The organism is Alkalidesulfovibrio alkalitolerans DSM 16529 (genome assembly GCF_000422245.1).
GTDB classification, from domain to species: domain Bacteria; phylum Desulfobacterota; class Desulfovibrionia; order Desulfovibrionales; family Desulfovibrionaceae; genus Alkalidesulfovibrio; species Alkalidesulfovibrio alkalitolerans.
In genome coordinates, this window is the sequence record NZ_ATHI01000003.1 from 146200 (window position 1) to 164982 (window position 18783).

An 18783-nucleotide genomic window follows, 5' to 3' on the forward strand; every position below is an offset into this window, starting at 1 on the left:
CCTGTTCTCGACGTTTTCGTTCTGCGGTTCTCATGGCTTTGCCCTCTACCCGAGCGGGACGACCTTGTAAACAACGTTCAAGAAATAAATGGGTTGCGAGCCCAAAAACTCTGCAACCAAGGGAAAAGGCGTCCTATTGTTCACGTAAAACAGTCAGGATGTTTATCCCGGCTGCCTGCGCGGCGGGATAGGCCCCGGCGATCACGCCCACCAGTGCCGATCCGGCCAGGGCTCCGGCCACGAGGCCTGCATCCAGGACGAAGGGAAAGACGCCCGCCACAGCCAGCCCGCCCGTGAGCAGCAGCGAAGCCGCGACCCCGGCCGTTCCGCCCGCGGCGCTCATGAGCGCCGACTCGACGAGGAACTGGCGCACGATGTCTCGACGTTTGGCGCCGAGCGCCCGGCGCACGCCGATCTCAAGTCTTCGCGCGCGCACCAGGAGGACCATGATGGAGAGGATGCCGAGCCCGCCCACGGCGAAAGAGATGGAGGAGGAGATCACGCCCAGGGTGAAGACGAGATCCAGGGCCTGCTTTTGCAGCTTGATTGTCTCCTTGGCCGTGATGACTGCGAAATCGTCGCGCCCGCCCGGAGGAATGTTGTGACGCTCGCGCAGGATGCGCGCGGCCATGTCCTTGAGCTTTTCACCGTCCGTGCCCGAGGCGAGTTGCATGTAGACGCCGCTGATCCAGTCCTGGTTCGCGGCCCTTCGCATGTAGGTGGAAAGCGGCATGAGGACCATCTCGTCCTGGTCGTCGCCCGCCAGGTCGCGTCCCTTCTCCTCCATGACGCCCACGACGCGGAAGGCCGCGCGGTAGAAGAAGACCTGATTGCCCACGGCGTCCTCTGGCCTGTCGAAGAGACGTTGGGCGATCTTTTGGCCCAGGACCACGACCATGTCGCGGTTTTCCTCCTCCTCCCAGGTAAAGAAGCGGCCCACGGCCGGGTAAAAGGCACGCACCTGCTGAAAGCTCGGCCAGGTGGCGGTCAGGCGGCTTGGCACGGTGCGCGAGCCTGCGCGCACGGGCATCTGGGCGCTTATGAAGGGCGCGTGGGCCACGATGTTGGGCAGTTGCGAGGTCAGAGCCCGGGCGTCGGCCGGGGTGAAGGTCTTGGCCGCGAAATTCTGGCGTATCGAGCCGCCACGGGAGAAGCGGATCTGCCCGGCCTGGGCCACGAGGAGGTTGGGGCCGAACTTCTCGACCTCCATCTCGGCTTGGCGGACCATGGCCATGGAGACGTGCTGCACGCCGGTCAGGGCCAGCGCGCCCAGGAACACGCCGAGCATGGCCAGAATGGTGCGGAGCTTGTGGGCCTTGAGCGAGGCCAGGGCAACTTTCAGGAAGAGATACATGATGTGTTCGCCATATCCCGATCACGGGGAACGGGGCAAGCGCGTCCAACTTCCCCTCGTTTACGGGGACTTCGAAGGCGCGTCGTCCTGGGGCGCGGGGGGTGTGGTGGCCGTGGCCGGAGGCGGTTTTTGCGGCGGCTCGCGGCCTGAAGTCGGCCGTGCGAGGCAAACCTCGACCACGAAGGGGCCATGGTCCGTCTCGAAGGGAATGGCCAGAATGGGTGAGCCCGTGAGGTGCGTGACCTTGTGGCCCGCGCCGACGACCACCGAGGGTGTGGAGGCCTGAAAGCTCATGCCTTGTTCGGAAAGCTTGGCGCGCGCCTGGCCCGAGATCATGTTCGTCAGTTCGCCCACGCCGTCGGCGATGTCCTCGTTGATCTCGGTGTAGGTCTCCGCGAGCATGTTGTTGACGATGGCCAGGATGGCGCCCTTGGAGAGCGTCAGCGAGATGGTGCCCCGGCTGTAGCCGGAGATGCCGATGATGCCCGTGACGTCGCCCGTGGCCACGCCCTTGACGTTGATGTAAGGCTTGCCGGGTCGCGGCTCGATCTGGGCCATGGTCGAAAGCACGTTGACCACGGCGTTCAGAAAGGGATTGATGAATTCGACGTTGTAGCTGAATTTCATGGCCGTGGCGGCATCAGAGCAGGGCGGTCGTCAACTCGGCGATCAAGGCGTCGTGATCCGCGAGAATGTTTTTCAGATCGCCCGGCGCAATGCCCGAGGCGGCCATCGCGGCCTCGTCCATGGGCGGCAGCACGAACAGCCCGCCCGTGCCTATGGCCGCCGCGTTGGCCAGGATGTCGGCCATCTGGACTGCGGCCGCGGCGGCCGGAACGGCCGCGTCCTTGGGCGCATGGTGCCCGGCCACGAGCGCGGAGAGGCTTTGGGGGAAAGCCCAGGCTTCGAGCAGCCTGCCGCCCACTGCCGCGTGGTCGAAGCCGAAAATCTCCTGCTCGGCTTCCATCAGGGGCAGGAAATTGGAGCGCGCGAACAACAGCGCCTGCGTGGAGGCGTAGGGCTGGTCCTTGAAGAGCACGAGGCGGCCAGCGTCGTGCAGGAGGCCCGCGATGAACAGTCGCTCGGCCGGGAGCTTGGTCCTGGTGGCGATGAGCTTGGCGAAGATGCCGCAGCTCAGGGAGTGTCGCCAGAAGGTTTTCATGTCCACGAGTTCAGGCGGGATGTCCTTGAAGAAGCTGATGGCCGTGATGCCCAGGGCCAGAGTGGACAGCTCCTTGGCTCCGACCAGGGAGACGGCCCGTTCGATGGTGTCGATGCGCGCGGACAGGCCGAAGAGCGGGCTGTTGACGAGCTTGAGCAGCTTGCCCGCCAGGGCCACGTCCGTGGAGACCACGGCCGCGATGTCCTTGGCCGAACTCAGCGGATTGTCGAGGATCTCCTTGAGGCGGAAGTAGATGTCCGGGAAGGAGGCCAGCTCGGTTTCGTGCAGCACGAGCTTGTCCAGGGTCAGGTCGCTGCGGAAGAAGACGTCGGCCAGGTGCTCCACGCTGCTCGCGGCCATCTCCTCGGCGCAGGCGAGGGGCTTTCCGGCCTTGCGCAGGGTCAGCACGCGCCGCACGCACAGGCGGTAGAGTTCCTCGAAATAGGGATTGTCGGGATTCACATAGACGAAAAAGCGGCGCACGTGCTCCTGGGTGGTGGCCAAAAGCCACTGCTCGATGTCCGCGACACTCTTTCCGGCGACATGAACCGAAGGCAGCCGCATCTCGGCGAAAAGCTCGATGTCGGCCTCGGTCAGGGCGTGGCCGCGCGGGCGCAGCACGCTTTCGTCCGCGCCCATGACGTCGCGCGCAAGCACCATGCCTGGGACGAGGTGCTCGGTGCACACGGTGATGACGGCGTTCGCGCTCATGTGGCTCGTCCTCCCCCGGTCATCCTTCGCGCCTATAGACTATGCCGCCCGGATGGTGGACGGGTGTGAAGACCCGCGAGACGCCGTGGATGGTCTCGGAGTGGCCGAGCACCAGGTGGCCGCCCGGAACGAGGTTGTCGTAGAAGCTCGCGAGCACCTTCTTCTTCATCTCCTGGTCGAAATAGATGATGACGTTGCGGCAGAAGACGATGTGCGACTTTGGGAGGACCTTGATGGCCGGAGGGCTGTTGAGATTGATGGTCCCGAAGCGAACGAGTTTTTTGACCTTGGGATGTACTTCGAACCCTTCGGGTTTTTTAATGAAATAGCGTTCGACCATGTCCGGCGGCGTGGTCTTGAAGGAGTAGTCGCCGTACACGCCCAGCTTGGCCCTGGCGATCATGGCCGGGGAAAGGTCGTGGGCCATGATGTCGATGCGCCAGCCGAGGATCTTCATGCGCAAGAGCTCGTGCAGCATGATGGCCAGGGTGTAGGGTTCCTCGCCGGAGGAGCAGCCCGCGGACCAGATGCGCAGCTCTTTGCGCCCTGCCTTTTCCTGGGCCTCCAGGAGCGGGGCCAGCAGTTTGTCGCGGACCACGTCGAGCTGACGCTGGTCGCGGAAGAAGCTGGTCTCGTTGGTGGTGATGAGTTCGAAGAGGCGTTCGAGTTCGGCTTGCTTTTCGCGGCTGAATTTGAGGTATTTCAGGTATTCGCCAAAGCTCGGCAGACGCAGTTCCTTGACGCGCGGCCCAAGCCGGTTCTCGATGAGGTACTGGCGGCGTTCGGGGATGTCGATGCCCGAAATCTGATAGATGAATTCACGAAAGGCGGTGAATTCATCAGGGGTGATCTTGGGTGCCGCGCGAAGCGTCAGGCTGCCTTCAAGCAGAGACATGCGATGCCGTGCCGTCCTTGATGCGCAATCCTTCGGATCGCGTCGTTCCACGGAAGCCTTGAAGCGACCGCGCCCTCGCGCGGCAGCCGGATGCCGTGTTGTCGCATTGTTACAGCGTAATCGGGCGCTTCGCAACAGCCAGATGGCGTTGAGGAACGAAAATATAACTGGGAGCGAGCGAGGGCACCGTTTCTGCCGGGGCGGTCTGCCCGTTCAGGCGCGGCTCGTCCGCATGGGGCCAGACTGCCTTCAGGCTCCGCACGGGACGGCGTTTCTGCATCGCCTCACGTTGACGCGGGCCGCGCGGCCGGAGTAGGACAAGCCTCCTGCCCGGGTGGTGGAATGGCAGACACAAGGGACTTAAAATCCCTAGTCCGGTAACGGGCGTGCGGGTTCGAGTCCCGCCCTGGGCACCATGAGCAAAGGGCCGCGAGCGATTCGCGGCCCTTTTCGTTGCTCGGCGCGCGGTGTTTCGGGCGTGTCGCTCCTGGGAGGACGCGGGATTTTCAGCGCTGGCGATTTCCTCCCGCAAGGGGTGGTCAAAAGACGCTCTTGCGGTGTAGGCTGCGGGTCCATCACGGTGCAAACCAACCGCGCCCAGGCGCGCAGCAAAAGGAGAAGCCAATGGCGGACATGGTGCAGGTCGGCGGGATGACGGTCGAGAAGATCCTGTACGATACCATCGCCCTGGGCATTTTGCCTGGGACCGGCATTGAGGCCGAGCGCTTTTTCGCCGCGCTGGCCGCGCTCGTGGACCGGTTCGGACCGCGCAACGCGGAGCTTTTGGCCGTGCGCGATGAGATGCAGGCCAAAATCGACGCCTGGCACCGCGAGCGGACAGGCGCGTCCCACGACCCCGCCGCCTACGAGGCCTTCCTGCGTGAGATCGGCTACCTCCTGCCCGAGGGGCCAGACTTCGCCATCGAGACCTCGGGCGTGGACCCGGAGATCGCGAGCATCGCCGGGCCGCAGCTCGTGGCCCCGGTGACCAACGCCCGCTACGCCCTGAACGCGGCCAACGCCCGCTGGGGCAGCCTGTACGACGCGCTCTACGGCACGGACGTGCTCCCCGAGGAGCCGGGCAGCGAAAAGGGCCTGGGCTACAACCCTGCGCGCGGCGCGCAAGTCATGGCCTATGCCTCCGCGTTTCTCGACCGCGCCGCGCCCTTGAGCGAGGGAAGCCACTCCGAGGTCGTGCGCTACGCCGTGGTCGATGCGGCCCAGGGCAAGACTCTTTCGGCCGTGCTTGGCAGCGGCCGCCACACGGGCCTTGCGCGTCCCGCGCAGTTCGCGGGCTACGCGGGCGAAGCTGATGAGCCCAAGGCCGTCCTGCTCGTCAACAACGGGCTGCACGTCGAACTCGCCATCGACCGCTCGCACCCCATCGGCCGCGAGCACCCGGCCGGACTGAAGGACGTGGTGCTGGAAGCGGCCGTGACCGCCATCCTGGACATGGAGGATTCCGTGGCCGCCGTGGATGGCCCGGACAAGGCGCTGTGCTACAAGAATCTCACGGGGCTCATGCGCGGCGACCTCTCGGCCGAGTTTGCGAAGGGGGGCAAGACCGTCTCCCGCAGCCTCGTCGGCGACAGGCAGTACGTCGCGCCCCAAGGCGCGCGGCTGACCCTGCCGGGCCGAAGCCTGCTCCTGGTGCGCACCGTGGGGCTGCTCATGACCACCGACGCCGTGCGCGACGCGGACAATAAGCCCATCCCCGAGGGCATCCTCGACACGCTGGTCGCGGCCGCGGCCGCACTGCACGACCTGCGAGGGCACGGCAAGCACCGCAATTCACGCGCCGGTGCGTTCTACATCGTCAAGCCCAAACTGCATGGGCCAAACGAAGTGGCCTTCACCTGCGAACTGTTCGACGCAGTGGAGGACGCGCTCGGCCTTTCGCGTCACATGCTGAAGATCGGCGTGATGGACGAGGAGCGGCGCACCACGGTGAATCTCAAGGAATGCGTGCGTGCGGCGAAGGAGCGGATCATCTTCATCAACACGGGCTTTTTGGATCGCACGGGCGACGAGATCCATACCTGCATGGAGGCCGGGCCCGTGGTCCGCAAGGGCGCCATGAAGAGCGAGCCGTGGATCGCGGCCTACGAGGACTGGAACGTGGACGTGGGCCTGGCCTGCGGCTTTTCCGGCCGCGCCCAGATCGGCAAGGGTATGTGGCCAAAGCCGGATATGATGCGCGAGATGGTCCAGACCAAGGCCGTGCACCCATCGGCCGGGGCCAACTGCGCCTGGGTGCCCTCGCCCACGGCGGCCACGCTGCACGCCATGCATTACCACGAGGTGGACGTCTTCGCGCGGCAGGCCGCGCTGCGCGGCAAACGGCGCGCCACGCTGGCCGCCCTTTTGACCCTGCCTCTCATGGCCGACAGGCCCACGGCCGAGGAAATCGCCGAGGAGATCGCCACCAACGCCCAGTCTATCCTGGGCTACGTGGTGCGCTGGGTGGAGCAGGGAGTGGGCTGCTCCAAAGTGCCCGACCTGAGCGACGTGGGGCTCATGGAGGACAGGGCGACCTTACGCATTTCGAGCCAGCACATCGCCAACTGGCTGCATCACGGCGTGTGCGGGCCAGACGAGGTGCGCGAGCACTTCGAGCGCATGGCCGCGACCGTGGACCGCCAGAACGCGAACGACCCGGCCTACCGGCCCATGAGCCGCGACTTCTCGGCCAGCATGGCCTTCCAGGCGGCCCTGGACCTGGTTTTCAAGGGCCGCGAGCAGCCAAGCGGCTACACCGAGCCGATCCTGCACGCGCGTAGGGTCGAGTTTAAGGCGCGCCAGGGGCTCAAGTAACGCATCTGACGTGCTTTATCCGGAGGCGATAACTTTTTATTCGCTAATGACTGTCTTTCGTGTATAGGCGATAATAAGGGCGAGGGGGCGTCGTTTCCATCCTCGCCCGTCGAATTCGGCCTGTATCATCGGGCGTTTCGCGTCCATGAGCCGGAGGCACGGCATGAAGCGCATACTGCGTTCGCTCGAACGCGTCGAACTCAGGCCATGGCGGATCGTGGCCGCCTATGTGGCGGTCTTCGCCCTGTGGATTCTGCTCTCGGACAGGCTGCTCGAATCCATGGTCCAGGACACCCGCACCCTGACCACGCTACAGACCTTCAAGGGCTGGTTGTTCGTGCTCTTCACGGCGGCAGCGTTCTACGTGCTGCTGCGGCGCTTTCAGCGGGCCTACGAGGACAAGCTGGCGATCTTCAACGGCATGTTCGAGCAGCACGCCTTCCCCAAGTTTCTCATCGATCCCGAAACCGCGACCATCGTCATGGCCAACGCCAGCGCGCCCACCTTCTACGGCTACGAGCGCGAGGCGTTCACGGGCATGTCCGTGACCCGGCTGAACCGCCTGCCCCAGGACAAAGTGGTCGAGATTATGAACCAAGCCGGGCATCTGGCGCGCAACAGTTTCGATCTCGTCCACTACCTCGCCTCGGGCGAGGCGCGAGAGGTCATGGTCTTCACGAGCCCCGTGATTATCGAGGGCAGGCGCTTGTTCTCGTCCATGGTCGTGGACGTGACCGAGGCCAGGCGCAAGGACCGCGAGCTTGCACGGTTGGACAAGCTCCTTTCCGGTTTCATGCGCCATTCGCCGCATCCCATGAGCATCGTCGATGCGGAAGGTACGGTGATCCTGGCGAGTCGGGCCTGGGAGCGCTTCGTGGGCATGCCTGAGGGAGCGGCCAAGGGGTGCAAGCTCGTCGAGGTCTTCGGTCCCGAAATCGGCGGCACGTTCGAGGCCAACAACCGTGAGGTGTTGCAGCGGGGCGAGGCCCAGGAAGAAGAGGAGTCCTTCTCGTTCGGGGGCAGGAGCCACGTGTTCAGAACCATCAAGTTCCCCATCAACGGGGATGATGGGCAGCCCAGGGCCATGGGCGGCATTTTCCTGGACGTGACGCACGAAAAGGAGGTCGAGGCCGAGCTTCGGCAGGCCAAGGAGCGGGCCGAGGAGGCCAACCGTGCCAAGAGCGAGTTTCTGGCCAACATGAGCCATGAACTGCGCACGCCCATCAACGGCGCAATGGGCATGATCCAGCTTCTCTCGCGGGGCAAACTCGACGACGAACAGCGGGAATACGCGGTCTTGGCCCTGGAGTCCTGCCGCAATCTGACGCGCCTGTTGGCCGACATACTGGAACTCTCGCGCCTTGAGTCTGGCCATGCCGCCCCGGCGGATGAACCGTTTTCCCCGCGCGAGATGGCCGAGGGATTGCGCGGCGTGTTCGCGCCCGTGGCGCGCGAGAAGGGTCTCGATTTCGACCTCGCGGTGGATGAGGACGTGCCTGCGGCCCTGCGCGGCGACGGCATGCGCATCCGTCAGATATGCCTCAATCTTCTGGGCAATGCGGTCAAGTTCACGCACGAGGGCCGAGTTGCGATGCGCATTTCGCGTCTGCCCGATCGGCGAAAGGATCGCGTTCCCTTGCTCATCGTGGTTTCGGACACGGGGATAGGCATACCGGACGAACGGCTGGCCGATGTCTTCGAGTCCTTCACCCAGGTCGAGCGGTCCTTTGCCCGGCGTTTTCAGGGCGCGGGTCTCGGCCTTCGCCTCGTGGTCAGGCTGGTGGAGCTTTTGTCCGGCAGCGTGTGCATCGAGAACGCCGAGGACGGCGAGGGCAAGGGCCTCAGGGTTTGGCTCAGGGTGGATCTGGAGCGCGCCGAGGAGGACAGGGCCGCGATCGAGGAAGGCGGGGCCGCCGCTCGTGCGCCGGGCGACGGGAAGCCGCGCGAGCGCGAAGGCCCGCCCTCCGTGCTGCTCGTGGAGGACGACCGCATCAATCAACTCGCCCTGAGGCTTGGACTCGAGCGTCAGGGTTTCCGCGTGGACACGGCGGACAATGGCCAGGAGGCTGTGACGCGCTTCAATGCGGGGGATTTCGACTGCGTGGTCATGGACATCCAGATGCCGGTCATGAGCGGAGTGGACGCGGCCAAGGCCATCCGTCAGGGCTCCGACCGAGGGGCCGTCACGCCCATCATCGCCTTGACCGCTTATGCAGGACATGGCGACCGCGAGCGTTTTCTGGCCGAAGGCATGAACGACTACCTGGCCAAGCCCGTGAACCTCGACGAACTGCGCGGGGCCATCGAGCGTAGTCTCTCGGTCTCGCCAAAGGGAGGGGGCGGGCAGGCATACGATTGATGTCCATGGTGGGAAATGTGTAACGTTTGCACATCTTAAAGAATATAATTGTTCGCGTGCGCCGCGTCGATATTATCCGGGGCAGAAAACATGCAATATCTTCGTGCTTCGGGTTGCCAGTACGGTCCGCCTTTGGCGGGCCTGACATCCTGGGTCCACAGCCAGTTCGCGCACAGGCAAGGAGCAGGGCATGCATTCCATGGACACGACGCGCCTCGATTTGGCCGACTCCGCAGCCCCGGAGGCGAGGGTGCGGCTGGCGGGCCTGCTGGAAATGCTGGAAGACCGGCTCCTGGCCATGATCCTGGAATATGCCCGGGAACGCGGCTACACGCGCCACACCTCCACCCTGGTCGAAGACTGGCGCGTGTCCATTCGCCGGACCACGACGATCCTGAGCGAGGCTTTACGCGAAGCGCGGCCCCTGGAGCTTTCGCCGGGCGACGACTACGCGAGCGATCCGGTCGCGGCCTTCGGCATCGAGCAGGCCCGCCGCCACAGGGGGCGCGGCGTGGGCATGGGCATGTTTTTGGGACTTTTCAAGTATTACCGCCAGATATACCGCCAAGTCGCGCGCGAGACCGCGTCGGACCAGAACGAAGCCGCGCTCTTTGAGCGGCTGCTCGACCGCCTTTTCGATCGCATGGAGATAGGCCTGTGCCTGGAGTGGGCGGACGAGGATTTCGACGAACGGGTGCGCACGCTACGAGAGGTCAACCTCGCCCTGACCAACGAGAAGAACAAGTTCCTGACGCTGTACGAAAGCACCTCGACCCCGATCTTCCTCGTGGACACGGACGGTGTGCTCGTGACCTGCAATTTGGCGGCGGCGCGACTCCTGCGCCACACGGGCCGACCCGGGGAAAGATATTTCGAGATCGTGCACGAGGAAGTATTGTACGGAAACGCGGACCCTTCCTGGTGCAGCGGCATGCCCCTGGCCGACGCGGCCCCCTGGCTGGCCGGGGATGTCTCGGGTTTCCTGCTTTCCGAGGCCGCGTCGCGACGCTCGGAGGTGGAGTGCATGGTGGCCGGCGCGCTGCGCACCTATCAGGTTACGCTCTCGCGCATGCAGGACGTGAGCGAGAAGTTTTCCGGCGCGGTCGTCGAGGTCGCGGACGTGACGCTGTTGCGTGCCCAGGAACGCGAGGTGCGCGAGGGGCGGGGCACGCTGCAACGCATTCTGGACGCCATCGGCGCGGGCATACTGGTTGTCGATCCGGAGACGCTGCAGATCATCTCGGGCAACCGCAAGGCGGCCGATATCGTCGGCCAGAACCGAGAGGAGCTGATCGGCGACAGCCTGGAGTCGCTGCAATGCCTCGACCCGAGGGGCGGGGGCATATCCATGCGCGATCTCATCGACAAGGGCGCGGTGCAAAAGGATTTGCGGCTGACGAGACCCGACGGATCGGTCCTGCCTGTTTCTCTGAGCCTTTTGACCGGCCCCATGCAGGGGGAACTCAAGATCATCGTGGTGCTTTTCGACATCAGCCGTCAGAAGGATATGGAACGTCAGCTCATGCAGTCGCAGAAGCTGGAATCCATCGGCCAGTTGGCGGCGGGCATCGCCCACGAGATCAACACGCCCATCCAGTACGTGGGCGGCAACGTCGAATTTTTCGAAACGGCCTTCGCCGTGTACGATCGCGTTGTGGGAGCGCTGATCGCGAGCCTGGAGCGCGAATGCAGCCAGCACGAGGCGGCGGCCGAGGCAGTGCGCCGCGCCCGGTCCGAACTCGCCCTGTACCGCGAGGAGACACCCGAGGCCCTGGAGCAGACCAGGGAAGGGGTGGAGCGCGTGGCGACCATTGTGCAGGCCATCCGGCGCTTCTCGCATCCGGGGGGCGAGGGCAGGCGACCGCTGGACCTGAACAAGACCCTGCGCAACACCGTGGAGGTCGCGCGCAACGAGTGGAAACACGTGGCCGAGATCGCCTTCGACCTCGACGCCGAGTTGCCGCTTGTCTGGTGCAGCCCCGGCGACATCAACCAGGTGCTCTTGAACATCGTGGTCAACGCTGCCCACGCCATCGCCGAGAAGGTCAAAAAGGAAGGTGGCCAGGGGCGCATCACGGTGCGGACCCGGCGCGAAGGCGACGAGGCGGTGGTCGCCATTAACGATACGGGCAAGGGCATCGCGCCCGAGCACAAGGATAAGATATTCGATCCCTTCTTCACCACCAAGGCCCCGGGCATGGGCACGGGACAGGGACTGGCCATCGCCCATGCCATCGTCGAACGGCACAGGGGCACGATCGGCTTCGAGTCCACGCCGGGCCAGGGAACGACGTTCGTCGTTCGCCTGCCCTTGGGCGAGCCCGAACCGGTGGGCGACAAGGAGATTCCATGAGCGCCAGGGTGCTCTTCGTTGACGACGAGACGGCGCTTTTGGACATGCTGCGCCGTCAGTTGCGGATTCGCAATCAGGAAATAGAGGCCAAGTTCGCTTCGGGCGTGGATGAGGCCGTGGCGGTGCTCGAATCCTGGGAGCCGGAGGTTGTGGTCAGCGACCTGCGCATGCCGGGCAGGGACGGGACGAGCTTCCTGGCCGAGGTGGCCGAGCGTTGGCCCGCGTGCGCGCGACTGATCTTGACCGGGCAGTATGATTCGTCCCGGATTCTGGACTACGCGCGCGTGGCGCATCAGGTGCTGCTCAAACCGGTGTCCGTGGACGATCTTCTGGGCACCGCCCTCGGGCTTGCGGCGCTACGCAGGGTGTTGACCGAGCCCGCCCTGGCGCGAATCACCGGGAGGCTGCGCTCGCTCCCGGTGCTGCCCGAGGTCTACGTGCGCATGCGGCGGGCGCTCAAGAGCGAGACATCCTCCCTGGACGAACTGGGCCGCATCATCGCGCAGGATCCGGCCCTTTCGGCCACGGTGCTTCGGTTGTGCAACTCGGCCTTTCTGGGCGTGGCGCGCCAGGTGGCTTGTCCCGTGGAGGCCGCGCGCATCCTGGGCGTGGAGAACATCAAGGCCATGGTCCTCTTTCACGAACTTTTCCGGTCGCTCGATCCGGGCCAGGAAAAGAATTTTGGGCTCGAAAGCCTGCGCCGCCATTCGCAACGCGTCGCGGGCCTTGCCCGCTGCATCGCGCGGTGCGAGGAAAGCGACAAGAAGCAGGTCGAGACCTGTTTTCTTGCCGGGTTGCTGCACGACCTGGGACAACTTGTCTTCATCGAGAATTTCCCCGAGGAATACCGGGACATCCTGCATGACGTCGGATCGCACGCGCGGGAATTGCGGCTCGTGGCGGCCGAGCGCAGGGCCTTCGGCGCGAGCCACGCGGAGGTCGGAGCGTTCTTGATGGGACTTTGGGGTCTTTCGCCGGACGCCGCGCTGGCCGTGGCCCACCACCACGAACCGTCGCGCTCCGGCGACGCGGGCTTCGGCCCGCTGGCGGCGACACATGCGGCCTGCGCGTTGGAGTGGGAGTCATTCAACGCGGCTGATGCGGACGAGATACTGGTGGACACGGACTGGCTCGGCGAGGTGGGCTGCCTTGAGCGACTATCCGCTTGGCGCGAGGCCTGTGCAGGGGACGACACGGAAACGGAGAATACATGAGCGGGCGGATACTCTTCATCGATGACGACGAAAATATACTCTCGGCATTTCGAAGGAATCTGTCGGGGCGCTACCAGATCGAGACGACCTCCGATCCCATGGACGGATTGGCCCGGCTCCAAGTGGAAGAGCCCTACGCCGTGGTCGTGGCCGACCAGCGCATGCCGGACATGGACGGGGTCGAGCTCCTCTCCAAGGTGGCCAAGCTCTGCCCGGACACGGTGCGGATAATGCTCACGGGCTATGCGGAACTGGAGACGGCCATCCTCGCGGTCAATCAGGGCAGCGTCTTTCGGTTCCTGACCAAGCCTTGCGAGACGCGGGTTTTGATCCAGGTGCTGGACGCGGCCCTGGAACAATACCGGCTGGTAACCTCAGAGAAGGTGTTCTTGCGCCGCACTTTGCGCGGCTGCGTCGAGATTCTTTCCGAGATCATCTCCATGGCCAACGAGGAGGCCTACGGCCGGGCTGAGCGGGTCAAGCGTCTGGTGCGTGAGTTGCACAAGCGGCGTGGCCTGCCGAATTTCTGGAAGATCGAGACCGCAGCCATGCTCTCGCAGATCGGTCTGATTTTCCTGCCCTACGAGATGGTCGAGAAGGCCTGGAAAGCTTCCGCCGCCGAGGATCTGGTCATGACGCCCTCGGAAAAATACAATTTCGGCATGCATGCGGACATCGCCGGGCAGCTTCTGGCCAAGATCCCCTATCTGGAAGACGTGTCCGAGATGGTTCGCCTGCAGGGAGCCAAACTTTCAGAGGCGCCGAGCATGCCGCTTGGTGCTAGGGTGCTGAAGATCGCCCTGGACTACGACATGTTGCAGCAGGACGGCGCGGCCCGTCACGACGTGCTCGATCTGATGCGCAGGCGCGAGGGATGGTACGACGCGGAACTTCTGGCTGCCTTCGAGCGTGCCGTGTGCGACGAAACCGGCTTCGCCAAGCGCAGGCTGCGGCTTGGTGTGCTCAAGCCGGGCATGGTGCTGCAGGAGACCATCGTGGCCGACAACGATTTGGTTCTACTCGTCGCGGGCCAGGAATTGACAGAGACCACGCTGCTCAAGCTGGCAAACTTCCGCAAGGGGCACAAGCTGCCCGAGACAGTGGACGTGCTCGTGCCCATCGCCCAACTCGACGCCGTGGACGGCATGCAGCGCCACGTTCTGAAGGGGTAGCGGGCCGCCCTGAAAGACCAAGAGCCGTGTTGACGCGATAGTGTTCTAATGTTTTGCCCAGCCTTCCTGCGCGCCGCCGCTGACGAGGTCCACATCCATGATCTTGCGCGGCCGAATCCCCATGCGGTTGCCGTAACCAGCACGGCGTACCCGCACCCGTCCCACCTTCTGGTAGAGCAGTTCCAGGGCCGAGCGGATCTCGTCCTGGGCGTGGTTGGTCAAGGCCAGCCCGGCCTTGCCGATGTCGTCCACGAAGACGCGGCGAGGCTCCTGGTCGTCCACGCCGATGTCCATGAAGGTGGCGAAATATTTTTCGAGCGGCATGAGCACGTTCTCGATGAGCTCGATGAGATCTTCCTCGTACATTTCCTGTTCCATTGATTTTTCTCCTGAAATCGCTGTCCGGGGCGGGATGAATCTACCCCGATCGTTCCCGAATGCAAGGGGCGCAAGAGGTTCACGGTGCGGCGCACAATACGATCCGCGAGGGTTTGAGTTTCCCATCACGGCGAGGCGGACGAGGTTGCCTGGACGGCACGTTAGACCAGATGCAGCAGATCGTCGTGGCGCTCGCTTTTCGTGAAGACGATGAGTGCCTCGCCGTCCCTGGCGAGTACGGTCATCTCCCATCCGCCTCCCGAGCCCAAGGCGTTGGTGATTTCGTGCAGCATGTGAGCGTGGGCCAGGAAGGAAACGCTGCGCGCCTCACCCGCCGCCATGAGCAGGGCGTGCATCTTGGGAATGAGGCCGCAGGCCGTGGTTCTCAGGTCATGGGGCGTGAGCCCGCGGCCGGTCGCTTCCTCGGCCAGGGTCCGCGCTGTTGAAAGGCTGGGGTTTTCGAGCATGGAAAACACCTCCTGTGATCCGTGCCGCCCTCGGCGGCCGCCACAAACTTTCCGCCTAGCCGTGTTGCCGACGGGAGGCAAGCGAAAATGCGCTCCCGGGACGGGACGTGGTTTGTGGCGGCGTCAGGCTTTCGTAGTAAAAAAATCAAGAAAATATGAAAAATGGCCTGGATGACGGATACGTATCACGTATCTTGTCAATGAATGGCCCAATTTCATCCTCGAAAAAGTTTACGTTTCATTATCTATTAACGATCACTAAATTTTTGAATCCAAAGGTCATGGCATCAATTCAAAGAGGGGAAAAATACGCCGCATGGGCGTTTGGTTTTTGAATCTCGAGCGATAGCCATTATTAGCTACCATCAAAATGGGAATTGAAAAAGAATCAATATGTATTTCATATGATTAGTTATACAGCAATCGATATGGATTCGATAGGGCTCCTGGAAAGATTTCAGATGCAGACAGATCAATTTTGATAGCTTCTGATGCGGGCAATGGCAATGAGAAGGCAGGCGGCTTTGTCTGCCGTAGCCGCCGTGCGATACCGAGGTGCCGGAATCGAATGAAGCCGAAAAGGCTGGACAGCATAGACATATAATAGATCATGATGACCATCAAAAATATTGACAAAGAATCTGGATTAGGTAATTCGAAACGTGTGACCGAAAGGAGCGATGATGAGCAGGAAAGTGCGCTCGGTGCGTGTGCCCGAGGAACTTGAGGATCTGGATCTGTCCGGGATCGTGCGTGAATGCGAGCGCTACCTGCGTGACCTGGAGTCCGCCACGCTGCTCAATTCATCCGGCAATAAGGAGGCCGCCGAGGCCCTGCTCAAGGCCCGTCAGAGCGACCTGGGCCGCAAGATCGGCAAGAAGGTCTGGGAAGCGCGCGTCGCGCACCTGGACACTAAATAGTCCATTGCCTCCTCCGTGGTTGGCGGCCGGGCGACCTTCCTCCGCCCGGCCGCCCTGGAGAAAGGCTCTCGCGCGCGAGTCTGGCCCCAACCCCCGTGCGCGGACCTAAGGCGCCCTGTCCGGAATTCCGGGCAGGGCGCCTGACTGTTGAAAAGGGTTCCGTCTGGCGCGCTGTCTTGCCCATGCGAAGCTTTGCTGCGCGGCGAGAGCGCACCTAGGCACGTCCAGTCGCAAGGAATGGGATCAGTTCGGGAGGCCGGGCACGTCGGAGGCGAAGGCGACGGCGCTCTTGCCGGATCGCTTGGCGTGGTACATGGCTTGGTCGGCCAGTTCGAGAAGCTCGCGGGCATCGTGCCCGTCCTTCGGGGACAACGCCACACCGAGGCTCGCGCCGATGGTCAGCGTGCGCTTGGAGAGGCGGAAGGGGCGGCACAGGCAGACCCGCAACCGCTCGGCCAGGGCCGAGACCTGGGCGCGGCTGTCGCAAAGCGGCAGAATTGCGATGAATTCGTCGCCGCCCAGGCGGTAGAGTTGCCCCATGTCGCCCAGGCACTCTGACATGCGCGCACCGACGCGCACGAGCAGTGCGTCACCCGCGCTGTGGCCGAAGGTGTCGTTGATCTCCTTGAAGCCGTCCAGGTCGATGAAAATCACAGCCGCCTGTGCGTCCTGGTTGCGGGCCTGGGCCAGCGCTCGGGGCAGATTCTCTTCCAGACTCAGGCGGTTGCGAAGGCCCGTAAGCACGTCGCGGTAGGCGAGCGCGGCCGGGTCGGATTTCTCGTTCTCCTCAAGGCCGTGGGCGATGCAAAAGAACGATTCGTGCACCGGCGAGAAGACCACGTTCATGCCGACGCGGCGGTGGCGGCCATCCTTGCACAGGAAGCGAAAGGAGAGATTGGTCGAGCCGATGTCCGAGGTGACGAGCTTTTGCAGGTCCGCCAGGGCGCGCTCGCGGTCGTCGAAGTGGATGAACTCGACCAGATAGGCAGCCTGAAGCTCGTCACGCGAGAAGCCGACGTGTTCTTCCCAGTGGGTGTTCACGTCCTCGAACATGCCGTCCAGCGAGATCACGGCCGCCATGTCCACGCTCAGCGAAAGCCATGCGTAGCGCTCCATGTAGAGCAGCTGACGCACGCCCTCCTGACCGTAGTCGTCCAATGGAATGCAGGCGATCTGCATGCGCTCCCCCCTTGGCGAAATCGCGATGATTCCACCAGCAAAGGGTTACGTCGTCATGTCACGTCCGACGCTACCCATCCCCACGGGGCTTCTTGCCCAACTCCGAGCCCTATGGCAATGGGATAAGCGGAAAATTTCGTCGGGACCGTAACGACCCCGAGTTCGCCCGCGTGCCGGGGCTGACCGTCCTCAATTGGGCTTAACGCTGGCCGAAGCCTCCGCCGCCCGGCGTTTCGATGCGCAGGATGGTTCCGGCCGGGAACCTGCGGCTGAACTTGCCCGGCAGTTCGGTCGTCTCGCCGTCGATTCGGGCCGTGTTGCGGCCCGGCTCACCCGGCTTGCCGCCCATGAGGCCGTAGGCCCCGCGCTCGCGCCGCTCCGAAAGCACCGTCACTTCCGACTCGGCCAGAAGCTCCAACTCGCGCACCATGCCGTCGCCGCCGCGCCTGAGCCCCGCGCCGCCCGTGCCCGTGCGCACGCCATAGGCCCGCGCCCGGAAGGGGTAGCTGTACTCCAATGCCTCGATGGGCGTGTTCAGCGTGTTGGTCATGTGCGCGTGCACCGCGCTCTCGCCATCGCCGCCGCGCCACGCGCCCATGCCGCCGCCCAGCGTCTCGTAGTAGGCGAAGGGCGTGTCGGTGCGCGGGTCCAGGCCTCCGATGGTCACGTTGTTCATGGTGCCCTGGCTGGCCGCCGGAACCTCGTCCGGCAACGCCTGGGCAAGCGCCCCGAGCACCACGTCCACCACGCGCTGGCTGGTCTCCACGTTGCCGCCCGCCACGGCCGCGGGAAAATGCGCGTCGAGCACCGAGCCCGGCCGCGTGAGCACCGAAAGCGGCCGCATGATCCCGGCGTTGGTGGGCACGTCGCGCGTGATGAGCGAGCGGAAGCAGTACAGCACCGCGGAAAGCGTGATGGCCCGCACGGCGTTGAGCGACCCCTTCATCTGGTCGTCCGAGGCCGTGAAGTCGAGCTCGGCCTCCTCCCCGCGCACGGTCATGGCCAAGCGGATGGCCACCTCGCCGCCGCCCAGGCCGTCGCCGTCGAGCACGTCGGCAAACTCGTAGCGGCCGTCCGGGATGCGGGCGATGCGCGCCCGGGCGATGGCCTCGGCATAGTCCAGGAGCGCCCCGGCATAGCCGCTCACCGTGTCCAGGCCGTACTTGGCGATCAACTCGCACAGGCGGCGCACGCCCGTGGCGTTGGCCATGACCTGGGCCGCGAAATCGCCCTCGCGCTCGTGCGGGGTGCGCACGTTGGCCAGCAGCAGGCGCATGATCTCAGCGTCAACGGCCCCGCGCTTGACCAGCTTCACCGGCGGAATGACCAGCCCCTCCTGGAAGAGGCTCGTGGACAACGGCATGGACCCTGCGGTCATGCCGCCCACGTCCGCGTGGTGCGCCCGGTTGGCCACGTAGAAGGCGGGCCGCCCGCCGCCCGCGAAGACAGGGGCCACGAGCGTCACGTCCGGCAGGTGCGTGCCGCCCCGGTACGGATCGTTCAGGAGGACCATGTCGCCCGCGGCCATGTCGCAGGCCGCGATGGCCGCCTGCACCGAAAGCGGCATGGAGCCCAGGTGCACCGGGATGTGCGCGGCCTGGGCGATCATCTCGCCCGAGGCGTCGAAGACCGCGCAGGAAAGATCGCGCCGCTCCTTGATGTTCGGGGAAAAGGCCGTGCGCGTGAGCGAAACGCCCATCTCCTCGGCAATGGCCGCGAACCGGTTCTTGAAGACTTCGAGAAGTATCGGATTGATCGTCGTCATGAGATGTTGCCTCCGGCGGCCAGGGGGAGAAGGAAACCCC

The 18783-nt window shown here is 64.3% G+C and carries 14 protein-coding genes and 1 tRNA gene; 7 read left to right on the plus strand and 8 right to left on the minus strand.

The features are described from left to right. Positions 1 to 133: 133 nt before the first annotated feature. Genes DSAT_RS02045 through DSAT_RS02060 form a run of 4 tightly spaced genes read right to left on the minus strand, consistent with a single transcriptional unit; the run spans position 134 to position 4122 of the window. Positions 134 to 1354 (minus strand): ABC transporter permease, encoded by a 1221-nt coding sequence (locus tag DSAT_RS02045; protein ID WP_020885916.1) that lies wholly within the window; start codon positions 1352 to 1354, stop codon positions 134 to 136. Between the two features lie 60 nt (positions 1355 to 1414). Further along, on the minus strand, positions 1415 to 1981 hold the full coding sequence (locus DSAT_RS02050) for a chemotaxis protein CheX (protein ID WP_020885917.1): 567 nt from the start codon (positions 1979 to 1981) through the stop codon (positions 1415 to 1417). A 13-nt stretch (positions 1982 to 1994) separates the two neighbouring features. Then, positions 1995 to 3227, minus strand: coding sequence for an HDOD domain-containing protein (locus tag DSAT_RS02055; protein WP_020885918.1), 1233 nt, complete (start codon positions 3225 to 3227; stop codon positions 1995 to 1997). 19 nt (positions 3228 to 3246) lie between these two features. Further along, the gene (locus DSAT_RS02060; RefSeq protein WP_020885919.1) at positions 3247 to 4122 is read right to left on the minus strand and encodes a CheR family methyltransferase; all 876 of its coding nucleotides are present in this window, start codon (positions 4120 to 4122) and stop codon (positions 3247 to 3249) included. Positions 4123 to 4450: 328 nt separating this feature from the next. On the opposite strand from DSAT_RS02060, the gene DSAT_RS02065 reads away from it, so the two are divergent. The 6 genes from DSAT_RS02065 (at position 4451) to DSAT_RS02090 (ending at position 14034) form a co-directional block, all read left to right on the plus strand. Next, positions 4451 to 4538: transfer RNA gene (locus DSAT_RS02065), tRNA-Leu, on the plus strand. A 208-nt stretch (positions 4539 to 4746) separates the two neighbouring features. Continuing rightward, positions 4747 to 6936 (plus strand): malate synthase G, encoded by a 2190-nt coding sequence (locus DSAT_RS02070; RefSeq protein ID WP_020885920.1) that lies wholly within the window; start codon positions 4747 to 4749, stop codon positions 6934 to 6936. A gap of 163 nt (positions 6937 to 7099) precedes the next feature. After that, positions 7100 to 9295: a response regulator gene (locus DSAT_RS14725; protein ID WP_020885921.1), complete on the plus strand. Its 2196-nt coding sequence runs from the start codon at positions 7100 to 7102 to the stop codon at positions 9293 to 9295. Between the two features lie 190 nt (positions 9296 to 9485). After that, positions 9486 to 11648: a PAS domain-containing sensor histidine kinase gene (locus tag DSAT_RS02080; protein ID WP_020885922.1), complete on the plus strand. Its 2163-nt coding sequence runs from the start codon at positions 9486 to 9488 to the stop codon at positions 11646 to 11648. Beyond that, positions 11645 to 12862, plus strand: a complete 1218-nt coding sequence (locus DSAT_RS02085; protein WP_020885923.1) for a response regulator — start codon at positions 11645 to 11647, stop codon at positions 12860 to 12862. Before DSAT_RS02080 ends, DSAT_RS02085 begins: the two co-directional genes overlap by 4 nt. Beyond that, on the plus strand, positions 12859 to 14034 hold the full coding sequence (locus tag DSAT_RS02090) for an HD domain-containing phosphohydrolase (protein ID WP_020885924.1): 1176 nt from the start codon (positions 12859 to 12861) through the stop codon (positions 14032 to 14034). Before DSAT_RS02085 ends, DSAT_RS02090 begins: the two co-directional genes overlap by 4 nt. Before the next feature lie 45 nt (positions 14035 to 14079). Here the strand turns inward: DSAT_RS02090 and DSAT_RS02095 are convergent, their stop codons facing one another. Both DSAT_RS02095 and DSAT_RS02100 read right to left on the minus strand, forming a co-directional pair. After that, entirely contained in the window at positions 14080 to 14412 is a 333-nt protein-coding gene (locus DSAT_RS02095; RefSeq protein ID WP_020885925.1) for a hypothetical protein, read from the minus strand. Positions 14413 to 14573: 161 nt separating this feature from the next. Then, positions 14574 to 14879: a hypothetical protein gene (locus DSAT_RS02100; RefSeq protein WP_020885926.1), complete on the minus strand. Its 306-nt coding sequence runs from the start codon at positions 14877 to 14879 to the stop codon at positions 14574 to 14576. A gap of 683 nt (positions 14880 to 15562) precedes the next feature. On the opposite strand from DSAT_RS02100, the gene DSAT_RS02105 reads away from it, so the two are divergent. After that, on the plus strand, positions 15563 to 15799 hold the full coding sequence (locus DSAT_RS02105) for a hypothetical protein (RefSeq protein ID WP_020885927.1): 237 nt from the start codon (positions 15563 to 15565) through the stop codon (positions 15797 to 15799). A 243-nt stretch (positions 15800 to 16042) separates the two neighbouring features. Here DSAT_RS02105 and DSAT_RS02110 read toward each other — a convergent pair whose 3' ends face one another. Then, positions 16043 to 16978 (minus strand): sensor domain-containing diguanylate cyclase, encoded by a 936-nt coding sequence (locus DSAT_RS02110; RefSeq protein ID WP_020885928.1) that lies wholly within the window; start codon positions 16976 to 16978, stop codon positions 16043 to 16045. A 199-nt stretch (positions 16979 to 17177) separates the two neighbouring features. Further along, positions 17178 to 18743 carry a hydantoinase B/oxoprolinase family protein gene (locus DSAT_RS02115; RefSeq protein WP_020885929.1) on the minus strand — a complete coding sequence of 522 codons (1566 nt, stop codon included), beginning with the start codon at positions 18741 to 18743 and terminating at the stop codon, positions 17178 to 17180. Positions 18744 to 18783: the final 40 nt, after the last annotated feature.